Consider the following 19,252-nt stretch of genomic DNA (forward strand, 5'->3'; position numbering starts at 1 on the left):
TGGCCGCCCGACACCAGGGCGGTCAGCGGAATCGGACGTACGTCCACGGGCCGGTCCCGGCGGCGTTTGTCGAGTCACCTGCGAATCGAGCCGCGATGCGGAATCGCGAGCCGCTGGGGTGGTAGCGCGTGAGCGTCCACCGGGCCTTGCCGTAGGCGTTGGTGGTCCGGCAGGTCGAGGTCGCGACCGTTCTCCAGGCCGCGTCCTTGTACTTCTGGACCGTCATCCGGACGCAGAGGCCGGAGCGGACCGGGCGAACCGACGTGACGAGGGTGGGGTCCGCGGACGGCCGGTACACGGCGTACGCCCCGACTCGACGCAGCGGGTTCAGTGCCTTCGTCGCGAGCCCGAGGCGTACGGATCGCTTGAGCGTGGCCTTGGCGGCCGTGCTCCGTGAGTCGGCAGGGTGACTCGCCACGATCGTGGTGTTCCGCCACATCGTGCGGTTGAGGGTCAGTCCGGTCGACGGGACGTTGCCGTCGTAGAGGACCTTGATGGTGCCGCCGGCCTCTTGAGCCGTGACCCGCACCCTTCGGCTGTCGGTCTTGGTGAGGTTGACCCGGAACGTGGCGGTCTCGCCAGCGGCGTACGACGTCTTGTTGGCTGTCAGCGTCACAGCGGGCGTCTGCGGCTGCACCGTCACCGTCTGGGCCGGGTGGGAGGCCGCGACATAGCGGTTGTCACCGGGAACGGTGACGTAATAGGTGACCGGTCTGGCAACGTTCGGCATGTCGACGAACTCGAACGTGCCGTCCGAACCCGTCGTCGTCTCATGATCACGCAGGAAACCCGACTCGTCGGCGACGCTGAGTCTCACCGTCGCCCCGCCGTTCCGACCGTCCGCACGGACGAGGCTCCCTCGAACGGTGACGGGATTGCCGACGAGGACAGACGACACCATCGGCGAGACGCTGAGATCGGTCGCAACCTGGGACACGGGAACCGTCACCCACCGGCTCGCCGCCATGGTGTCGTCGGTGGCGTCCATGCTCGCTTCGATGTGCCAGCTTCCGGGCTCGGTCACCTTGATCGGGATCGAGGCGACACCATCAGGCCCAGAAACGACGTCGATCTGGGACCACGTCGACGTGCTTGGCGCATACCGAACATGGACGGTGCGGTTCGGGGCTGGCACGCCGTCGACGAGCACGGTGACGCTGGTGCCGAGGTCGTCGTTGACATAGGCGGAATCCGGAGCGTGGATCTGCAGGTCGGATCGGCGCCACGCCGTGGGCTCCGTCGCCCAGTCCTTGGCTGCTTGATAGTCCGCGTCGCCATCCCACCAGGCGATGAGCGCGTATTCAGGACACGGGAACTGCTGGTCGTACGTCACGGTGAACGTGCCGGCGGCTGAGGTGGTGCTGTCCGTGATGCGGCCGACCGAGACCGGGCTGGTCTCGGAATACCAACACTGAAGATCCCAGTGCACGACCCGGTCGGCCAGACCCGCACCATCGCCGGACAGGAGCACGTCGAACGAGATCTGCTCGTCGGTCTGACGGAGGCCGTTGTCGGAGAAGGTGAACGTCGACGGGTGCCGAGCGACGTCGAAGTTGGTCCAGTCCTCGTAGGTGCCGTCGGCGCCGGCGTAGCTCGCGTGCAGGGTGTAGCGGCTCGCGACGGGCGGGGTGAACCGGTAGGTCCAACGCCCGCTTGCATCGGTGACGACAGTGGCGTGCCACGCCGCGCTCGGATCAATCTGCGCAAGCTCGACGTTCGCGCCGGCAACCGGCGCACCGTTCTCGGTCACCGTGCCTTCGAGGTCCATCGGCTCGCCCCACATGAACGGCCCGTCCGCCGACGGGAAGATGGTCACGCCGTCGGGCTCGGCGGCCTCAGCAACCGCAGAGGCGAAGGTGAGAAGTGGTGCGATGAGCAGGATGGCGATCGCGCATGCGAGCCGAGCCATGATGACCTCCGATTGCGCAGCCTCGGGCGAGGTGCGCAGACAAGATAGACGAAGGTCGGCTCACCCCGCCATCGAACTCAGCGCATGAGCGTCTGCGACGGGAGCTCCTGGAACTGCGCCCGGTACGCCTGGGAGAACCGACCTAGGTGGAAGAAGCCCCACTGGGCGGCGATGGCGGTGACCGAGGTGGCGGTCGCGTCGGCGGCGAGCAGGTCGGCGTGGGCGCGGTCGAGCCGGGTCCGCCGCCAGTACTCCAGGGGCGTCGTGTCGAGGTCGCGCTGGAACGCCTCCTGCAGCGTACGGGTCGAGACGCCGACTGATCGGGCCAGCTCGGCGACCTTCCAGGGGCGCTCGGGGTGGGCCTCGAGGAGGTCGACGGCCATGCGTACGGCCCGGGACATCGAGGGCGTGGCGTTCTCGGAGGCGATCTCCAACGACGTGTTGGCCTGGATCGTCAGCAGGCCGCCGATGAGCGCCTGCTCGTAGGGCGCGGCCACCAGCGGGGAGCTCATCAGCGAGCCACCCGCCTCGACGTTGTCGTAGGCCAGGCGCACCATCTTAAGCCAGTCGCGCACCTCGGGCCGGGCCAGGTCGAGCGTGGGGTCGAAGACCACCGGGCCCGCGCCACCGATGCCGGCAGCCGCCTCCTCGACCGCGCTGCGGCGGATGTAGACCTGCAGCTTCTCGCAGCCGTCGGACCAGAGCATGTCGACCGCCTCGGTGGGCGAGCCGATCGAGGCGCGGGTGCGGTCGGCGAGGACGACGTGCTCACCCACCTTGACCTTGGCGCTGCCGGCCAGCGGGAGCTGGATCAGGTAGAAGTCGTCGAAGGTGCCGGGCGTGATCCGCACCTCGTCGCCGTAGCGCATGTAGTTGAGCATCACGTCCTCGCCCAGCGGCGCGGCGTTGTGCACCATGTCCAGCTGCGAGCCGGCCTGCGTCAGCGCCAGATAATGGGCGCAGAAACGCTCCGCTACGGCCTCTCGGGCCTGGTCCACGTCAGTGGTGGCGACAACGGTGTGGCGGCTCAGCAGGGGACGGGGCAAGGGAGGCTCCTGGACCGTGGCTCGATTGACCGAAGAGCGTAGCGGAGCCGGCGCCGTGTGAACGCGAACACTGCGCAATCACTGTCCAAGGTCCCGGCTGGAGTCCACCCGAACCCGAAACGAGATGCCGGTCCCACCCAGGAACACCGGCATCTCGCGTCGTACTAGCTCCTCCCGGCCAGCTTCTCCACGAGTCTGGGCGTGACGGAGGCGTACGCCTTCGGGTTGATCGGCAGCAGCCACTGCATCGCCTTGACCCGCTTGCTGACGTCGATGCCGACGTCGCCGAGGACCTCGTCGATGTTGTGCATCGAGAACGGGATGATGTTGGTGCCGCGGGCGTGGTGGCCGTCGGTGCGCTCCCGCATCCAGGCCAGCCGCGCGGTGACGTGGGCCTCCATCTCCTCCACCGGCGGGACCTGGTGGCCGCCACCGAGGTGGGAGCCGATCCAGACCGCGCTCATCTCGGCCGAGAGCGGCGAGAAGAACGAGGAGTTGTAGCCCGCGAAGGTCAGGTCCTTCACGGTGAGCGGGAGGATCTGGCGATAGAGCTGGTAGTCGCCGTTGTCGTCGGTGAGCTGGTCCTGGATCTCCTCGGAGAAGAACGGGAGCTCCTGCTTGAAGCCGGTCGCCGTCACCACGACGTCGGCCGGCACCGCGCGACCGTTGGCGAGCTCGGCGTACGGCTTGCCGTCCTTGGTCACGAAGGCGGCGATCTCGGTGTCGCGCTCGACGGCGATGTCGCCGGCCTCGACGCCCTCGAAGAAGCCCTCGGTGGCCAGCGAGACCGTCGAGCGGGCGATGTCGGTGAACTGGCCCTTGGGGATCAGCCCGAGCTTCTTCAGCTTGAGCTGGCTGGTGGTGACCGACTCGACGCTGCCGACCATCGAGCCGGCCATCTTCGAGCCGCCGGCGTGCAGCATCTTCTCGGCTCCGCGGATGTTCTGGTAGGGGAAGAGCCCCTCCCCCATGCGCGTGAGCAGCAGCATCTTGTAGTTGAGGACGCCCTTGATCTTGCGGGGCATCTTCCACAGCAGCTGGCGCGCGACCACGGTGGTCGAGGCCGCCTCCTTGGCGATCTCGACGGCCACGTCGCAGGCGGACTTCCCGTAGCCGACGACCACGACGTCCTTGCCCTTGACGGTGTCCAGGTCGTGCAGCTCGCTCGCGGCAAGGATCGTGCCGCCGGCGGCCTTCAGGTCGTCGACCCCGTCGTACGCAGGGGCGAACGGCTCCGAGAAGACGCCACTGGCCACGACCAGGTGGTCGTAGTGCTCGGTCGTCTCGCCGTCAGCCCCCGCTGCGGAAATGTCCCAGCCGCCCCCTCCAGCCGGCTGGGCACTCCGCACCTCGGTGGAGAGCCTGATCATCGGGGCGAGGTCGAACTTCTCGACGTACATCTCGAGGTAGCTCTGCACCTGCTCGCCGCTGAGCCACTCGGGGAACACCTTCGGCATCCTCAGGTCCGAGAGCGTGTAGGAGTCCTTGTTGTTCTGCGTCGTCAGCCCTGGGTAGCGACGGGTGCGGCTCCATACACCACCGACATCGGGCGTCTTCTCGAAGACGGTGATGTCGTGCCCGAGCTGGGTGAGCACCTTGGCCGAGGCGATGCCTGCGAACCCGGCGCCGATGACCGCGATCTTCACTTTTCTGTTTCCTCTCGCAGCGGGGTCTGCGTAGGCAAAACGCTAGAGAGGTCGAACAGCGCTCCGCTATCCAGGTTGCGCGAGAGGTATCCGGATTGCGCGACGGGTTCGTCGCGCGATCCGGCCTCAGCCCCGCAGGAGCTTGTAGACGATCACCACCGCGGCGATGACCGCCACCCCCACGGCGATCTTCTTGCCGTAGTTCTTGATCAGCACCGGTACGACGGTGGCGCCCAGGTCGAGGGCCTCGGGCTCCTTCGGCGCCGCGTGCTTCGGCGCACCGCTGGTCGAGCCGCCGGAGCCGCTGGGCGGAGGCCCCGCCGAACCGGTCTCAGTGAGACCAACACGGTCCCCTCCGGCGCTCGACGGGACTGTGTTGGTCTCGACACCGCTCGCTTCGCTCGCGGGCTCGACCGACGGTGGGGCGGACTTCGACTCCAGGCACGCGACGAACTGACCGAGCAGCTTGTCGGAGACGTCCTGCATGACCCCGCGTCCGAACTGGGCGGGCTTTCCGGTGACCGCGAGGTCGGTGACGATCTCGACCCGGGTGCCAGTGCCCTCCGGAGCCATCGTCAGGGTCGCGTTGGCGCCGGCGGTGCCGTTGCCACGCTTGTCGCGCCCCTTCGCCTCGACGACGAGCCGGCGGGCGGACTCGTCCTTCTCGACGAACGTGCCGGAGCCGGCGTAGACCATGGCGATCGGACCGAGCTTCACCTTCACCGTGCCGGTGAAGGTGTCGCCCTCGGCCGAGGTGACCTGGGCTCCCGGGAAGCATTCGGCGAGCGAGCCGATGTCCAGGAAGCTGTCCCAGGTCTCCTCGACCGAGGTCGGGACCGTGAACTGGTGCGTCAGATCCACGCGTCAGCCCCCGAGCGCCTTCGTGATGGCCCGCCGGGTGAGCACCGTGACCAGGTGACGCCGGTAGTCGGCGTCGCCGTTGAGGTCGGAGGGCGGCTCGGCGCCGTCGGCGGCCAGGGCCGCGGCGTTGCGTACGACCTCCTCGGTGGCCTGCTGGCCGACCAGCGCCTGCTCGACGCCGGCCGCGCGCAACGGGGTGGCGCCCATGTTGGTGAGACCGATCGCCGCGCCCTCGATCACGCCGCCGGAGACCTTGAGGGTCGCGCCGACCGCGCAGATCGGCCACTGGTGGGCGACCCGGACGAACTTCTCGTAGTGGGCCGTCCATCCGGTGTGCTTCGGGATGCGTACGCCGACGAGCAGCTCGTCCTCGGAGACGGCCGTCTCGAAGAGCCCCTGGAAGAACTCCGAGCCCGGGACGACCCGCTCCCCGCCCGGCCCGGCGATGACGAACTCGGCGTCCAGGGCCAGGGCCGGGGCTCCGAGATCGCCCGCCGGGTCGGCGTGAGCGAGCGCGCCACCGAAGGTGCCGCGGTGGCGTACCTGCTCGTCGGCGACCGTCGCCGTGGCACGAGCGACCAGGGCCGCGTGCTCGGCGACCAGAGGATCGGTCGCGACGTCGCAGTGGCGGGTCATGGCGCCGATGAGGATCGAGTCACCCTCGTCGCGTACGCCCTTGAGGGAGTCGATGCGGCCGAGGTCGATGACCCACTCGGGAGCGTTGAGACGCATCCTCAGCACCGGCAGCAGGCTCTGCCCGCCGGCGATGATCTTGGCCTCGTCGCCGTACTGCGCGAGGGCGGCCAGGGCCTCCTCGACCGTGGTCGGGGCGACGTAGTCGAACGATGCGGGAATCACTGGACGTCTCCTTCCGTGCGGTCGACGTTCCCGGACATGCCCGTCGACGGATCGAAGTGTGCTGCGGCCGCGCCGGTGGTCTCGCCACCGGCCGAGCTCTCGTTGATCGCCCGCCACACGCGTTCCGGCGTACAGGGCATGGTCACGTCGTTGACCCCCAGCGGGCGCAGCGCGTCGACGACCGCGTTGACCACCGCCGGGGTGGAGGCGATCGTGCCGGCCTCGCCGACGCCCTTGGTGCCGAGCGTGTTGGTGGTCGAGGGCGAGGTGGTGTGGTCGATCTCGAAGCTGATCGTGTCGGCGGCGGTCGGGAGCAGGTAGTCGACGAAGGAGCCGGCGACCAGCGTGCCGGCGTCGTCGTAGACGGCGTCCTCCCACAGCGCCTGGGCGATGCCCTGGACCAGGCCACCGTGCACCTGACCCGCGACGATGAGCGGGTTGATGATGTTGCCGATGTCGTCGCAGCAGACGTACTTCCGCATCTTCACCTGCCCGGTCTCGGTGTCGACCTCCATCGCGCACAGGTGGGTGCCGTGCGGGAAGCTGAACGCCTCGGGGTCGAAGGTGGCCTCGGAGTCGAGGTTGGCCTCGACCCCGTCGGGCAGGTTGTGGGCCGCGAAGACCGCCGTGGCGAGCTCGCCGATGGCCAGCCCCTGGTCGGTGCCCCTGACCGTCCACCTGCCGCCGGTGAACTCCAGGTCCTCGACGCTCGCCTCGAGCAGGTGGGCCGCGATCGGCTTGGCCTTCTCGAGCACCTTGTCGGCGGCCCTGACCAGCGCCTCACCGCCCACGACCAGGCTTCTGGAGCCGTAGGTGTCGTAGCCCTTGGCCGCGATCTGGGTGTCGCCGTGGAGCACCTCGACGTCCTCGAACGGTACGCCGAGACGGTCCGCCACGATCTGGCTGAACGCGGTCTCGTGCCCCTGCCCGTGCGCGCTGGCGCCGGTGATGACCTCGACCTTGCCGGTCGGCGTCATCCGCACCTGCGCGTGCTCCCAACCACCGGCGCCGTAGTCGAGGCTGCCGAGCACTCGCGACGGGGCCAGGCCGCACATCTCGGTGAAGGTCGAGACCCCGATGCCGAGCTGGACCGGGTCGTTGCTGGCCCGGCGCTGCTGCTGCTCGGCACGGAGCTCGTCGTAGCCGAAGAGCTCCTTCGCCTTGGCCGTCGCCGCCTCGTAGTTGCCGCTGTCGTAGGTGAGCCCCGCGACGGTCGTGAACGGGAACTCCTCGTGCTTGATCCAGTTCTTCTCCCGGATCTCGAGCGGGTCGACCCCGACCTCGGCGGCCAGCTCGTCCATCAGCCGCTCGACGGCGTACGTCGCCTCCGGCCGCCCCGCGCCGCGGTAGGCGTCGGTCCAGGTGGTGTTGGTGAACACCGTCTGGCAGTTGAACTGGTAGGCCGGGAACTTGTAGATCGCGTTGAACATGAAGGCGCCGAGCACCGGGACCCCGCCGCCGACGATGGCGACGTAGGCGCCCAGGTTGGCGTCGAGCTCGACCTTGAGGCCGGTGACCTGCCCGTCCTTCGTGGCCGAGAGGGTCAGCTTCTGGATCTGGTCGCGGCCGTGGTGGGCGGAGAGCAGCGACTCGGAGCGGGTCTCGGTGTACTTCACCGGCTTACCGAGCCGGCGAGCCATCGCGAAGACGATCATCTCCTCGGGCGTCTGCTGGAGCTTGCCGCCGAAGCCGCCGCCGACGTCGGGAGCGATCACCCGGATCTTCGACTCGGGCACCCCGGTGGTCGCGGCGAACGCGAACCGCAGGATGTGCGGGATCTGGGTGGCGCTCCACACCGTGATCTGCTCACCGGTCGGGTCGCACACGACGCTGCGCGGCTCCATGAACGCCGGGATCAGGCGCTGCTGGCGGTAGGTCCGCTCGATCACGATCCCGTCGTTGCGGGCGGTCGCGATGGCCTCGTCGACGTTACCGCCGGTGCCGGCCTGCGCGCTGTCGAAGACCCACAGCGCGGACTTGTTGGTGCCGAGGTCGGGATGGGCGAGCACCTCGTCCTTGACCGCCTCCTCGAGGGAGACGACGGCGGGAAGCTCCTCGTAGTCGACCTCGACCATCTCGGCCGCATCGCGGGCGGCAGCCGCGGACCGGGCAGCGACGACGGCGACGATCTCACCGGCGAAGGTGACCCGGTCGGTCGCGATCGGCGGATGGGCCGGCGCCTTCTGGTTGGGCGTGATCGGCCAGGCGTTGATGCAGACCCCGAGCGTCTCGTCGAAGTCCTTGGCGGCCAGCACGGTCACCACGCCCTCGGCATCCGCCGCGGCGCTGGTGTCGATGTTGGTGATCCGCGCGTGGGCGAACGGGCTGCGCACCATCGCCAGGTGCAGCATCCCGGGCAGGTTGATGTTGTCGGTCCAGCGGGTCCGGCCCGTGATCAGGCGGGCGTCCTCCTTGCGGCGCCGGTCGCGGCCGATCTCGTTGGTCTGCTCCGGACGAGCCTCGACGGCGGTCACAGCGCGTCCACCTCCTCGGTCGCGCCGCGCGGGTTGGCGGCGGTGGCCAGGTGGCCGCTGGCGTACTGCACCGCGCGGACGATGTTGTGGTAGCCCGTGCAGCGGCACAGGTTGCCCTCGATGCCCTCGCGGATCTCGTCCTCGCTGGGCTGCGGGTTGCGCTTGAGCAGGTCGACGGACTGCATGATCATGCCGGGCGTACAGAACCCGCACTGCAGGCCGTGACACTCACGGAACGCCTCCTGGACCGGGTGGAGGTCGCCCTCGACCGTGTCGGCGAGGCCCTCGATCGTGGTCACCTCGCACCCGTCGGCCTGCACCGCGAGCACGTTGCACGACTTCACCGAGTCGCCGTCGAGATGGACCGTGCAGGCGCCGCAGTTGCTGGTGTCGCAACCGATCACCGTGCCGGTCTTGCCGAGTCCTTCGCGGAGATACTGCACGAGCAGTGTCCGCGGTTCGACGTCGTCGGTGACCTTCATACCGTCGACGCGCATGCTGATCCGGGCCATGTTGTCTCCCTGCCAGACGTCACTGTGTGGGCCAGATCACAGTAGGACGCGCAGGGTTGGGCCCCGGTTGGCTGACTACCTGCTGGCCGCCAAACGAGCCCTGAGCAGGGGCAACGCCGGGTGGGCGCTGCCGCCGAGGCGGCGCAGGCAGACGTCGACGACCTCGGTGTCGTACGGAGCGAGCTCGCTGTAGCGCAGCACCGCATCGGGCTGTGGGTCGGCGATCAGCGCCTCGCGCAGCGCGACCGCGACGTACTCGGCCATCTCGGCCAGCGCCGGGCTGTTGGTGCCGGGCAGGAGATCGCCGCCGTACGCCTCGACCGCGGCCGCCACCCGGCCGTGCCGGATCAGGGCGAGGACCTGGTCGACGTCGGTCGCGACCGGCATCAGCAGACGGTAGGGGCGGGAGGCGACCTGGCCGCCGAGCGCGTGGCGCAGGTGGGAGACCTCGGCCTTGAGCGTGGAGAAGGTGACCGCCTGGTCGCCGTAGACCATCGCGTGCAGCCGCTCCAGCGAGAGGCCCTCGGGGTGGAGGGCGAGCAGGGCGAGGATCTCGGTCTGGCGGCGGTTGAGCAGCAGCCGCTGTCCGTCGAGCCAGGTCTCCGCGGTGCCGAGGAGGGTCAGCACGAGACCGGGCTCGGCGATCGCCTCGTCCTGCCGCGGGGTCGGGATCTTCGGCAGCGCCCCCTCGATGAGGCGCGCCATCACCCGGGCCGTCGCCATCCCGATCGGGTGGGTGCGGTCCCAGGTCGTGGAGAGGTCGAGGACACCGAGGTGCTTGCCGGTGACCGGGTCGTGGAGCGGCGCCGCCCAGCAGACCCAGTTGTGCACGACCTCGGCGTAGTGCTCCGGGCCGAAGACCATCGAGGGCGCGTTGGTCCGGTTGGCGAGGTCGAGCGCGTTGGTGCCGGCGCTCTCGTCGTCCCAGCGCCCGCCCGGCACGAAGTTGACCGACTCCGCCTTGTGGCGCATCACCCGTCCGCCGTACGTCCACAGCACCCGGGTGTCCGGGTCGGTCACCGCGATGACGAGATCGCCGTCGTCGGCGGTGCAGCGCAGCTCCTCCTCGACCCGTTCGACGGCCACCTGGAGCGGGGACCCGCGCCACATCTCCCGGGTCTCGTCCTCGTCGGCCAGCGGCGCCTCGCGCACGTCCGGCTTCACGGCCGTCGCCGAGCGCGTCCAGCTCGACAGGATCTCGGGCCGGACGAAGTCCTCGGCGGCATCGCCGCTCTCCACGAAGGCGGTCCACGCCCGCGCCGCGCTGATGCGGCGCTCCTGCAGATCGCTACGAACCATCACTCCCCCTTTGGAGCTCGGCCCTGAGGCTCGGTCCTGCCAAGGTAGCACCCTGTGACCTGCCTCACGATCCCCTCAGCGGTACTCGACGTCCTGGTGGATCCGGCCCTCGGTGGTGGCCAGGCGCTCGCCGGAGCCGCCCCAGCGGCCGGCGATGATCTCGGCGGCGATTGAGATGGCGGTCTCCTCCGGCGTACGGGCGCCGAGGTCGAGGCCGATCGGGCTGCTCAGGCGGGCGATCTCGGCGTCGGTGAGACCTGCTTCGCGGAGCCGGGCGAGGCGGTCGTCGTGGGTGCGGCGTGAGCCCATCGCGCCGACGTAGGCGATGTCGGGGAGGCGGAGGGCGACCTCGAGGAGAGGTACGTCGAACTTCGGGTCGTGGGTGAGGACGGCGATCACGGTGCGCCGGTCGATGCGGCCGGCCTCGACCTCGGCGCCGAGGTAGCGGTGGGGCCAGTCGACGACGACCTCGTCGGCCTCGGGGAAGCGGGAGTTGGTGGCGAAGACCGGACGGGCGTCGCAGACGGTCACGTGGTAGCCGAGGAAGGCGCCGACCCGGGCCACCGCGGCGGCGAAGTCGATCGCGCCGAAGACGAGCATCCGAGGCTTGGGCGCGAACGACCAGACGAAGACCCGCATCCCCTCGCCGCGGCGCTCGCCGTCGATGCCGTAGGAGAGGGTCTGGTTGGTGCCGTGAGCGAGCAGACCGAGGGCGTCGTCGTGGACGGCGTCGTCCATCCTTGCGCTCCCGAGAGAGCCCTTGACCCCTTCCGGGCGGATGAGGACGCGGCGCCCGAGGATCTCGGGGTCGGGGTGCTCGATGACGGTCGCGAGGGCGACCGGGTTGCCGCTGCGTACGTCCTCGGCGAGCTCGCCGAGCTCCGGGAAGGTCTCCTTCGACATCTTCTCGACGAAGACGTCGAGGATGCCGCCGCAGGTCAGGCCGACCGCGAACGCGTCGTCGTCGGAGACGCCGTAGCGGTGGAGCTCGGGCACGCCGGACTCGGCCACCTCACGAGCGACCTCGTAGACCGCGCCCTCGACGCAACCGCCGGAGACCGAGCCGACCGCGGTCTCGTCGGGGCCGACCAGCATCGAGGCCCCCGGCGGCCTGGGCGCCGACTGGAACGTCGCCACCACCGTGGCCACCGCCACCGTCTCGCCGGACTCCCACCACGTCATCAGATCGTCGAGTACGTCACGCACGCGCGATCACCTCCACCAGATCCTCGTACGTCGCCAGCGAATGCCCGGCGACGAAGTCGTCCACGTGCGGAAGCACCGCGACGATGCCTCGCTGCAGCGGCTCATATCCAACCTTGCCACGGTGTGGGTTGACCCACACCGTGCGATGGGCGAGGCGGTGCAGCCTCGCCGTCTGCTCTTGGAGGAGCGCGGTGTCGCCGCGCTCCCAGCCGTCGCTCGCGATGACCATCACCGCTCCTCGGGCCAGTCCTTGGTGGCGCCGCAGGAATGCCTGCAGGTTGTCGCCGAGCCGAGTGCCGCCCGACCAGTCGGGCACCGTCTCACCCGCCGCGACCAGCGCACGGTCGGGGTCGCGGTGGCGCAGCGCGCGGGTGACGTTGGTGAGCCTGGTGCCCATCGTGAAGACCGCGTTGGCCGGCCCCGCCGAGCTCACCCGATGGGCGACCCGCAGCAGCACGTCGGCGTAGGCGCTCATCGACCCGGACACGTCGATCAGCCAGACGACGCGTCGCGGCCGCTCGCCGCGTCGGCGGTAGTGGATCCCGGCCGGCTCGCCGAGGTGTCGCAGGCTGGCCCGCAGGGTGCGGTGCGCGTCGACGCGTCCGCGCCGCCAGTGGTCCTGTCGCGGTGTCCTTCGTCGCGGGGCCCTCGGGCTGAGGCGCGCGATCAGCGTCGCCAGGCGCTCCTGCTCGGCCGGGTCGAGGTCGGCGACGTCGCGGTGGCGCAGGGTCTCGATCTCGCTCGCGCGCGCCCGGATCACATCGCCGTCCCCCTCCCCCGTGTCGTCGCCGTCCTGCGGCTCGGTCTCGGGAAGGGTCGAGGTGACCGAGACCGTACGCGGCGGCCCCTGCGGCCCCGGCAGCGCCGCCGTCGACCCGAACCACGCCTCGAAGACCTGGTCGTAGCGGCGCAGGTCGTCAGGACCGGCGCACAGCGTCGCCCGGCCGGCCGTGTAGGTCGCGACCGGCTCGTCGGCGCCGACGATCGCGGTCGCCTGCAGGAAGCCTTGGGCGCGGTCCTGGGTCACCTGCACCCCGGCCGCGCGGAGGGCTCGGGTGAAGCCGAGCAGGATCTCGGGCCCGTCGTGTCCTACGGTCACGTCAGCAGCCGATCCAGCGCCGCGCGGACGCGGTCGGCGTCCTCGCGGTGCTTGACGAGCGCGCCGAGCGTGGCGGCTGCGCTCTCCAGGTTCATCTCGGTCGTGCCGAGGTGGTGCAGGGCGCGGGCCCAGTCGAGGGTCTCCGCGACGCCGGGCGGCTTGAGCAGGGCGTTCGCGCCCTCGGCACCGCGCAGCTGCTGGACCACACTGACCACCTGGCGGGCGAGCTCCTCGGCGACCTCGGGGGCTCGGCTGCGTACGATCTCGATCTCGCGGTCCAGCCCCGGGTGGTCGATCCAGTGGTAGAGGCAGCGGCGCTTGAGGGCGTCGTGGAGCTCGCGGGTGCGGTTGGAGGTGAGCACGACGACCGGAGGGACCGTGGCGGCGACCGTCCCGAACTCCGGGATCGTGACCCGATAGGTGGACAGCACCTCGAGCAGGAACGCCTCGAACTCGTCGTCGGCCCGGTCGACCTCGTCGACGAGCAGCACCGACGGCGCCTGCCGCAGCGCGGCCAGCACCGGCCGGGCGAGCAGGAACCGCTCGTCGTAGAGGGACTTCTCGGCCTCCTCCACCTCGCCCGCACCACCAGCCGCCTCGAGGGCGCGCAGGTGCAGGATCTGGCGGGCGAAGTCCCAGTCGTAGAGCGCCTGGGTGGCGTCGATCCCCTCGTAGCACTGCAGCCGTACGAGCGGCAGGTCGAGCGCCTCGGCGACGGCCTCCGCGAGCGCCGTCTTGCCGGTCCCGGGCTCGCCCTCGAGCAGCAGCGGCCGCTGCATCCGCAGCCCGAGGAACGTCACCGTCGCCAGCTCCGGGTCAGCCAGATATCCCGTCCCCGCGAGGCGGTCGGCGATCTCCCGGGGCGTCAGGTCCATGGTCTGAGCCTAGAACGCGAAGCGTTGGCTGAGGGTTGGACAACCTCTTACGAGGGTAGGCGCGAGTCGCCGGTCAGCGACGGTCGACGTCGTCTCCGCCGGCCAGGTCGCCGCACTCCACCAGGCGTACGTCGTGGGCCTTGAGATAACCCCGGGCGCCCTGGTCCCCGACGGCTGCCTCGATCACGCCTTCCCAGTGGTCGCGCCCGATCAGCACCGGATGCCCCGGAACCCCGTGGTACGCCGCCCGGGCCAGCCCGGTCTCCGCGGCCGTCGAGACCACTCGGGCGACCACATCCCCGCCGACATCCGGAAGGTCGACCAGATGGACCACCGCAGCCTCGACCTCCGGCCCGAGAGCCTCCAGGCCGACCCGTAGCGAGGCCCCCATGCCCTCGTCCCAGTCGTCGGCGACGACGACCCGCTGGTCGGCCGGGAGCAGCGTCCGAGCCTCCTCGGCGGAGGCGCCGAGCACGACGAGTACGTCGTCGCAGCCGCCCGCGCGCAGGACCTCGACCGACCGGACCAGCCAGTCGTCGACGAGCGCCTTCGGCCTGCCCATCCGGCGCCCGGCTCCGGCAGCCAGGAGGAGCCCGGAGATCACTTGAACGCGTCGGTGTAGAGCTTCTGGAGCTTCGGGCTCTTGGCGTCGCTGTAGCCGCAGCCGATGACCTCGGCGTCGCCCTTGGCCGCGACCAGGTAGCTCTTGCCCTTCTCGAACTCGGGCATCGGGATCGTGCTCGGCGCGGGCAAGGTGATCCGGACGGTGTCGGTGCCGCCGAAGCCGTCGGCGTACATCCACGTCTTCACCCGCAGCACGGCCTCGCTCTTGGTCACGCTCTCGGCGGTGCCCTCGAAGGCGAGCGCGGCGTTCTGGGAGAGCCACTTCGAGGTCGGCGGGAGGCAGCGGGCGGCGTCGGCGACGACGGTCAGCTCGGTCGCTCCTGCGCCCTCTGCGGGGGCGGAGGCCGACGGGGGCGCCGCGGTCTCGGTGACCGTCGCGGTCGGCGAAGGCGGCCCGGCATCGGGGTCCTCGGCGGTGTCGTCGGAGCCGAGCAGGCCGAAGGAGGCGACGACGGCGACGAGCACGACCGCGGCGGCGATGACGGCCGCGAGCCAGCGCCACGGCGACCGCGGCCGCTGCGTCCCTGTCTTCGGTCCGAGGTCGACACTCATGCCCACATCATGCCTCACCACTGGTGGTCATCCGTGGACCCGGTTGACACACCCTCCCGGACACACGCAAGCGGGGCCCTGGCTTCGAAGAGCCCTGACCCCGCTCGCCGCTGCAGAACTTCACCCGGATACTCCCTTGGGCTTCAAGCCCCCCAGATCCAGACGCTTCCCCGCAGTCGGCCACTGTGTGTGGAGCACCCATGCTGCGTTACCGGACTGTTGTCGAGACAGTGTCGAAAGTCCTCAAACGGATGGACCTCTTGTCCCATTCTCGGCGTCCGGCCCGGTCACGCCAGGTTGCGGTCGAGGAACCCGATTACCCGCCGGATCGAGAGGTCCCACTGCGGCCCGAACGCATGCTGCTCGCCCTGGTAGACCCACAGCCGCTGCTGCACGCCCGCGCTCTCCATCAGGTCCCGGGTGGTGTAGGCCCACCGGATCGGGCAGGACTCGTCGTCGGTGCCGTGATGCATCTGGACCGGGACCTCGATGCGGTCGAAGTACGTCCGGGCCGACAGCCCCTCCCAGAACTCCGGCTCCCGCTCAGGATCTCCGTACTGCCGGTAGAGCCGGGCCACCTCCTCGGGCCGCGACGGCACCGCCCACCGGTTGATGTTGTCGACGATGTCCGAGGAGACCGACGCGTACGTCACCCCAGCACGCACCAGGTCCGGCTGAGCCACGAGCGCGTTCATCACCACGGCCCCGCCCATGGAGCGGCCCAGCAGCGCGGTGCGGTCGGGGTCGACGTAGGGAAGTCGCTTCATCGCCTGGACGGCGTTGATCGTGTCGCGGGTGTAGCCGAGGCGGCTCTCGTCCTCCTCGGTGCCCTCGGGGATACCTGAGGAGCCGGCGTGGCCGCGGTAGTCGGTGTGCAGGACGACATAGCCCTCACGCGCCAGCCGGTCCTGCTCGCGTCTGAGGCCCTGTCCGGTGACGTAGATGTCGGTGTCGATGTGGCCGTGGGCGAAGACCACGCCAGGGAACGGCCCCGGCCCGCGCGGCCGGAAGAGCACCCCGGTGATCGTCAGCCGCCCGCTCGGGTAGCTGACCTCGAAGCGCCGGTAGGCGTCCGTGCTCCCCGCCTCCCGCAGCACCGTCACCTCGCCGCCCGGGAACTCCTCGCGCATCAGCTGCGGGAGCGAGACCTTGTCGGTCACCGGCGGCAGCGTCTCCGACGGGCTCGGGGACGGCGCGGCCGCAGAGGCCGAGGCCGACGGCTCCGCGGTCCGGGACGGCGGCGCGGCGGCCGGCTCACCGCCGCAACCGGCGAGGAGCACGGCCGAAACCACCAGCGCCGGGATCGCCTTCAGGCCCATGCCGTCGAGCGTAGCCCGGCGTCCGCGACCACGGGTCTGTAACGTCGGGAGCGCCAGGGTCCAAGAGGAGACATGAGCACACCAGAGACCGACGTCGGACGGATCGGCGAGGATCCCGATGCGTTCGAGACCTTCTACCGCGAGCACCTCGATCTCGTGCAACGGTTCGTGGCCAGGCGGGTCACCGACCCGCACCTGGCCGCCGACCTGACCGCCGAGGTGTTCCTCGCCGCGATCGACGCAGCCGCCTCCTACCGAGCCGACCGCGGCACGCCCGCCGCCTGGCTCACCGGCGTCGCCCGCAACGTGGTCGCCGCCGAGTTCCGCCGCCAGAAGAAGGACAAGGACGCCGTTCGCCGTATCGCCGGCCGCCGGCTTCTCGACCCGGACTCGTTGGCGGCGATCGAGTCCCGGATCGACTCGGCGCGCGAGTCGCGCCGGCTCTACGACGCCTTGGCGTCCCTGCCGCGCCGCGACCGGGCGCTGATGGAGCTGGTCGCCGTCGACGGGCTCTCCGTGACCGAGGCCGCCGCCGTGCTGGGGGTGAAGCCGGGCACCGCGCGGGTCCGGCTGCACCGCAGCCGTGCCCGGGTCCAGTCACATCTCACTCCCCTGGAGGTCCAGCCATGAACACCTTCGAGCAGTCCCTGCTCACCGAGCTGCGCGAGCACGTCGCCACGCGCACACCTGGTCCCGTCCGACCCACCCGATCCCGCCGGTGGCGCTGGGCGGCCCTGCCGGCTGCCGCCGCCGCTGCCGCCACCGCGGTCGCCGTCGCGATGTGGGGCCCGTCCGCGGCGTACGCCGTCGACGAGTCCGGCGACGATGTCGTCGTCACCGTCTACCGCCTCGACGACGCCGAAGGTCTCGAGCAGGCCCTGCGAGATCACGGGGTCGCCGCTGAGGTCGACTACGACCCCGACGTGTCCGCCGACCCTGCCGACTCCGACGGCGGGACCCTCGACACCGGTACCGGCCCCGAGAAGGGCACCGAGGTGCACGGGCCGACCGGTGACGACCCGGGCACGGGATCGGCCCCGAAGATCGAGACCTCGCTAAGCGAGGACGCCTTCACGCTCCGCCTCGACCGCGACGCGATCCCGGAGGACCAGATCCTCCACCTGACCACGATGGGCTCGGTCGAGGACGGCCTGTCCGGTCTGCGGATCATGTGGGTGCCGGCCTCCTGAGCGGGGCCTGCCGAGATAGTCCAGGGCGGAAACGCGAAAGAGGGCCCCTCCCGAAGGAGGGGCCCTCTTGCGTAGAGCTAGCGGGGCTCGATCAGAAGCCCATGCCGCCCATGTCACCCATGCCACCGGTCGGGTCGCCAGCGGCGGCCTTCTCCGGCTTGTCGGCCACGACGGCCTCGGTGGTGAGGAACAGCGCGGCGATCGACGCGGCGTTCTGCAGAGCCGAACGGGTCACCTTGGCGGGGTCGATGATGCCGGCCTGGAGCAGGTCGACGTACTCGCCCGTGGCCGCGTTGAGGCCCTGGCCGACCGGAAGACCGGCGACCTTCTCCGCCACGACGCCGCCCTCGAGGCCGGCGTTGATGGCGATCTGCTTCAGCGGCGCCGAGATGGCGGCCTTGACGATCGCGGCGCCGGTCGCCTCGTCGCCCTCGAGCTCGAGCTTCTCGAACGCGGTGGTCGCGGCCTGGATCAGCGCGACACCACCACCGGGCAGGATGCCCTCCTCGACAGCAGCCTTCGCGTTGCGGACGGCGTCCTCGATGCGGTGCTTGCGCTCCTTGAGCTCGACCTCGGTGGCCGCGCCGACCTTGATGACGGCCACGCCGCCGGCCAGCTTGGCGAGGCGCTCCTGCAGCTTCTCGCGGTCGTAGTCGGAGTCCGACTTCTCGATCTCGGCGCGGATCTGGTTGACCCGGCCCTCGATCTGACCCTGGTCGCCCGAACCCTCGACGATGGTGGTCTCGTCCTTGGTGATGACGACCTTGCGGGCCTGGCCGAGCAGCTCGATGCCGGCGGTCTCCAGGGAGAGGCCGACCTCCTCGGAGATGACCTGACCACCGGTGAGGATGGCGATGTCCTGCAGCATGGCCTTGCGGCGGTCACCGAAGCCCGGAGCCTTGACGGCGACGGACTTGAAGGTGCCCTTGATCTTGTTGACGACCAGCGTCGAGAGAGCCTCGCCGTCGACGTCCTCGGCCAGGATGACCAGCGGCTTGCCGGTCTGCATGACCTTCTCCAGGACCGGGATCAGGTCCTTGACGCTGGAGATCTTCGAGTTGACGATCAGGATGTACGGGTCGTCGAGGACGGTCTCCATACGCTCCGGGTCGGTCACGAAGTAGGCCGAGATGTAGCCCTTGTCGAAGCGCATACCCTCGGTGAGCTCGAGGTCGAGCCCGAAGGTGTTCGACTCCTCGACGGTGATGACGCCTTCCTTGCCGACCTTGTCCATCGCCTCGGCGATGATCTCGCCGACGGTGGTGTCAGCGGCCGAGATCGAGGCGGTAGCAGCGATCTGCTCCTTGGTCTCGATGTCCTTTGCCTGGGCGAGCAGCTGCTCGGAGACGGCGTCGACGGCCGCCTCGATGCCGCGCTTCAGGCCGGCCGGGTTGGCACCCGCGGCGACGTTGCGCAGGCCCTCGCGGACCAGCGCCTGGGCGAGAACGGTCGCGGTCGTCGTGCCGTCACCGGCGACGTCGTCGGTCTTCTTCGCGACCTCCTTGACCAGCTCGGCACCGATCTTCTCGTAGGGGTCCTCGAGCTCGATCTCCTTGGCGATGGAGACACCATCGTTGGTGATCGTGGGGGCGCCCCACTTCTTCTCGAGCACGACGTTGCGGCCCTTGGGACCGAGGGTGACCTTGACGGCGTCGGCGAGGGTGTTGAGACCCTTCTCCAGACCCCGACGGGCCTCCTCGTTGAAAGCGATGAGCTTCGGCATTGCTCCTGCGATCCTTCACTTGGGAAGTTCGTTGGATCCGGTCCGATGGGTTGCCCGCG

17 protein-coding genes are annotated in these 19,252 nt (G+C 70.1%); 2 read left to right on the forward strand and 15 right to left on the reverse strand.

Annotated elements, in window-relative coordinates:
- Positions 1–22: 22 nt before the first annotated feature.
- From G5C66_RS11980 to G5C66_RS12045, 14 genes are all read right to left on the reverse strand, one after another.
- Positions 23–1,909, reverse strand: a complete 1,887-nt coding sequence (locus G5C66_RS11980; RefSeq protein ID WP_165111202.1) for a carboxypeptidase regulatory-like domain-containing protein — start codon at positions 1,907–1,909, stop codon at positions 23–25.
- 77 nt (positions 1,910–1,986) lie between these two features.
- Positions 1,987–2,955 (reverse strand): AraC family transcriptional regulator, encoded by a 969-nt coding sequence (locus tag G5C66_RS11985; RefSeq protein WP_165111203.1) that lies wholly within the window; start codon positions 2,953–2,955, stop codon positions 1,987–1,989.
- A 164-nt stretch (positions 2,956–3,119) separates the two neighbouring features.
- On the reverse strand, positions 3,120–4,601 hold the full coding sequence (locus G5C66_RS26805; protein WP_165111204.1) for an NAD(P)-binding domain-containing protein: 1,482 nt from the start codon (positions 4,599–4,601) through the stop codon (positions 3,120–3,122).
- 126 nt (positions 4,602–4,727) lie between these two features.
- Entirely contained in the window at positions 4,728–5,462 is a 735-nt protein-coding gene (locus tag G5C66_RS11995; protein ID WP_165111205.1) for an SRPBCC domain-containing protein, read from the reverse strand.
- A gap of 3 nt (positions 5,463–5,465) precedes the next feature.
- Positions 5,466–6,320, reverse strand: a complete 855-nt coding sequence (locus G5C66_RS26810) for an FAD binding domain-containing protein (protein ID WP_165111206.1) — start codon at positions 6,318–6,320, stop codon at positions 5,466–5,468.
- Positions 6,317–8,794, reverse strand: coding sequence for a molybdopterin cofactor-binding domain-containing protein (locus G5C66_RS12005; protein WP_165111207.1), 2,478 nt, complete (start codon positions 8,792–8,794; stop codon positions 6,317–6,319). Before G5C66_RS12005 ends, G5C66_RS26810 begins: the two co-directional genes overlap by 4 nt.
- Positions 8,791–9,306 (reverse strand): (2Fe-2S)-binding protein, encoded by a 516-nt coding sequence (locus tag G5C66_RS12010; protein ID WP_141795068.1) that lies wholly within the window; start codon positions 9,304–9,306, stop codon positions 8,791–8,793. The genes G5C66_RS12005 and G5C66_RS12010 overlap by 4 nt, the downstream gene beginning before the upstream one ends.
- 75 nt (positions 9,307–9,381) lie before the next feature.
- Complete coding sequence (locus G5C66_RS12015; protein WP_165111208.1) at positions 9,382–10,605, reverse strand: sigma-54-dependent transcriptional regulator family protein; 1,224 nt, start codon at positions 10,603–10,605, stop codon at positions 9,382–9,384.
- Between the two features lie 75 nt (positions 10,606–10,680).
- On the reverse strand, positions 10,681–11,811 hold the full coding sequence (locus G5C66_RS12020; RefSeq protein ID WP_165111209.1) for an XdhC family protein: 1,131 nt from the start codon (positions 11,809–11,811) through the stop codon (positions 10,681–10,683).
- A complete protein-coding gene (locus tag G5C66_RS12025) occupies positions 11,804–12,910 on the reverse strand; it encodes a VWA domain-containing protein (RefSeq protein WP_165111210.1) in 1,107 nt (368 codons plus the stop codon). Before G5C66_RS12025 ends, G5C66_RS12020 begins: the two co-directional genes overlap by 8 nt.
- Complete coding sequence (locus tag G5C66_RS12030) at positions 12,907–13,785, reverse strand: AAA family ATPase (RefSeq protein ID WP_165111211.1); 879 nt, start codon at positions 13,783–13,785, stop codon at positions 12,907–12,909. The genes G5C66_RS12025 and G5C66_RS12030 overlap by 4 nt, the downstream gene beginning before the upstream one ends.
- 73 nt (positions 13,786–13,858) lie before the next feature.
- The gene (locus G5C66_RS12035; RefSeq protein ID WP_165111212.1) at positions 13,859–14,389 is read right to left on the reverse strand and encodes an NTP transferase domain-containing protein; all 531 of its coding nucleotides are present in this window, start codon (positions 14,387–14,389) and stop codon (positions 13,859–13,861) included.
- Positions 14,386–14,961, reverse strand: coding sequence for a hypothetical protein (locus G5C66_RS12040; protein WP_165111213.1), 576 nt, complete (start codon positions 14,959–14,961; stop codon positions 14,386–14,388). The genes G5C66_RS12035 and G5C66_RS12040 overlap by 4 nt, the downstream gene beginning before the upstream one ends.
- Positions 14,962–15,248: 287 nt before the next feature.
- Entirely contained in the window at positions 15,249–16,280 is a 1,032-nt protein-coding gene (locus G5C66_RS12045; RefSeq protein ID WP_165111214.1) for an alpha/beta hydrolase family protein, read from the reverse strand.
- A 72-nt stretch (positions 16,281–16,352) separates the two neighbouring features.
- On the opposite strand from G5C66_RS12045, the gene G5C66_RS12050 reads away from it, so the two are divergent.
- Together G5C66_RS12050 and G5C66_RS12055 are read left to right on the forward strand one after the other, a co-directional pair.
- On the forward strand, positions 16,353–16,910 hold the full coding sequence (locus tag G5C66_RS12050) for an RNA polymerase sigma factor (RefSeq protein ID WP_165111215.1): 558 nt from the start codon (positions 16,353–16,355) through the stop codon (positions 16,908–16,910).
- Positions 16,907–17,470 carry a hypothetical protein gene (locus tag G5C66_RS12055; protein ID WP_165111216.1) on the forward strand — a complete coding sequence of 188 codons (564 nt, stop codon included), beginning with the start codon at positions 16,907–16,909 and terminating at the stop codon, positions 17,468–17,470. The genes G5C66_RS12050 and G5C66_RS12055 overlap by 4 nt, the downstream gene beginning before the upstream one ends.
- A 91-nt stretch (positions 17,471–17,561) precedes the next feature.
- Here G5C66_RS12055 and groL read toward each other — a convergent pair whose 3' ends face one another.
- A complete protein-coding gene (gene groL / locus G5C66_RS12060; RefSeq protein WP_165111217.1) occupies positions 17,562–19,193 on the reverse strand; it encodes a chaperonin GroEL in 1,632 nt (543 codons plus the stop codon).
- Between the last annotated feature and the right edge of the window lie 59 nt (positions 19,194–19,252).

The sequence above is a fragment of the Nocardioides turkmenicus genome (assembly GCF_011045035.1).
In the GTDB taxonomy this organism is placed as follows: Bacteria; Actinomycetota; Actinomycetes; order Propionibacteriales; family Nocardioidaceae; genus Nocardioides; species Nocardioides turkmenicus.

What these genes read in the sequence shown, in the direction of transcription:
- G5C66_RS11980 (WP_165111202.1), bottom strand. Translation starts at nt 1,909, where the DNA reads ATGGCTCGGCTCGCATGCGCGATCGCCATCCTGCTCATCGCACCACTT.
- G5C66_RS12010 (WP_141795068.1), bottom strand. Translation starts at nt 9,306, where the DNA reads ATGGCCCGGATCAGCATGCGCGTCGACGGTATGAAGGTCACCGACGAC.
- G5C66_RS12015 (WP_165111208.1), bottom strand. Translation starts at nt 10,605, where the DNA reads ATGGTTCGTAGCGATCTGCAGGAGCGCCGCATCAGCGCGGCGCGGGCG.
- G5C66_RS12030 (WP_165111211.1), bottom strand. Translation starts at nt 13,785, where the DNA reads ATGGACCTGACGCCCCGGGAGATCGCCGACCGCCTCGCGGGGACGGGA.
- G5C66_RS12040 (WP_165111213.1), bottom strand. Translation starts at nt 14,961, where the DNA reads ATGAGTGTCGACCTCGGACCGAAGACAGGGACGCAGCGGCCGCGGTCG.
- G5C66_RS12045 (WP_165111214.1), bottom strand. Translation starts at nt 16,280, where the DNA reads ATGGGCCTGAAGGCGATCCCGGCGCTGGTGGTTTCGGCCGTGCTCCTC.
- G5C66_RS12050 (WP_165111215.1), top strand. Translation starts at nt 16,353, where the DNA reads ATGAGCACACCAGAGACCGACGTCGGACGGATCGGCGAGGATCCCGAT.
- G5C66_RS12055 (WP_165111216.1), top strand. Translation starts at nt 16,907, where the DNA reads ATGAACACCTTCGAGCAGTCCCTGCTCACCGAGCTGCGCGAGCACGTC.
- groL (WP_165111217.1), bottom strand. Translation starts at nt 19,193, where the DNA reads ATGCCGAAGCTCATCGCTTTCAACGAGGAGGCCCGTCGGGGTCTGGAG.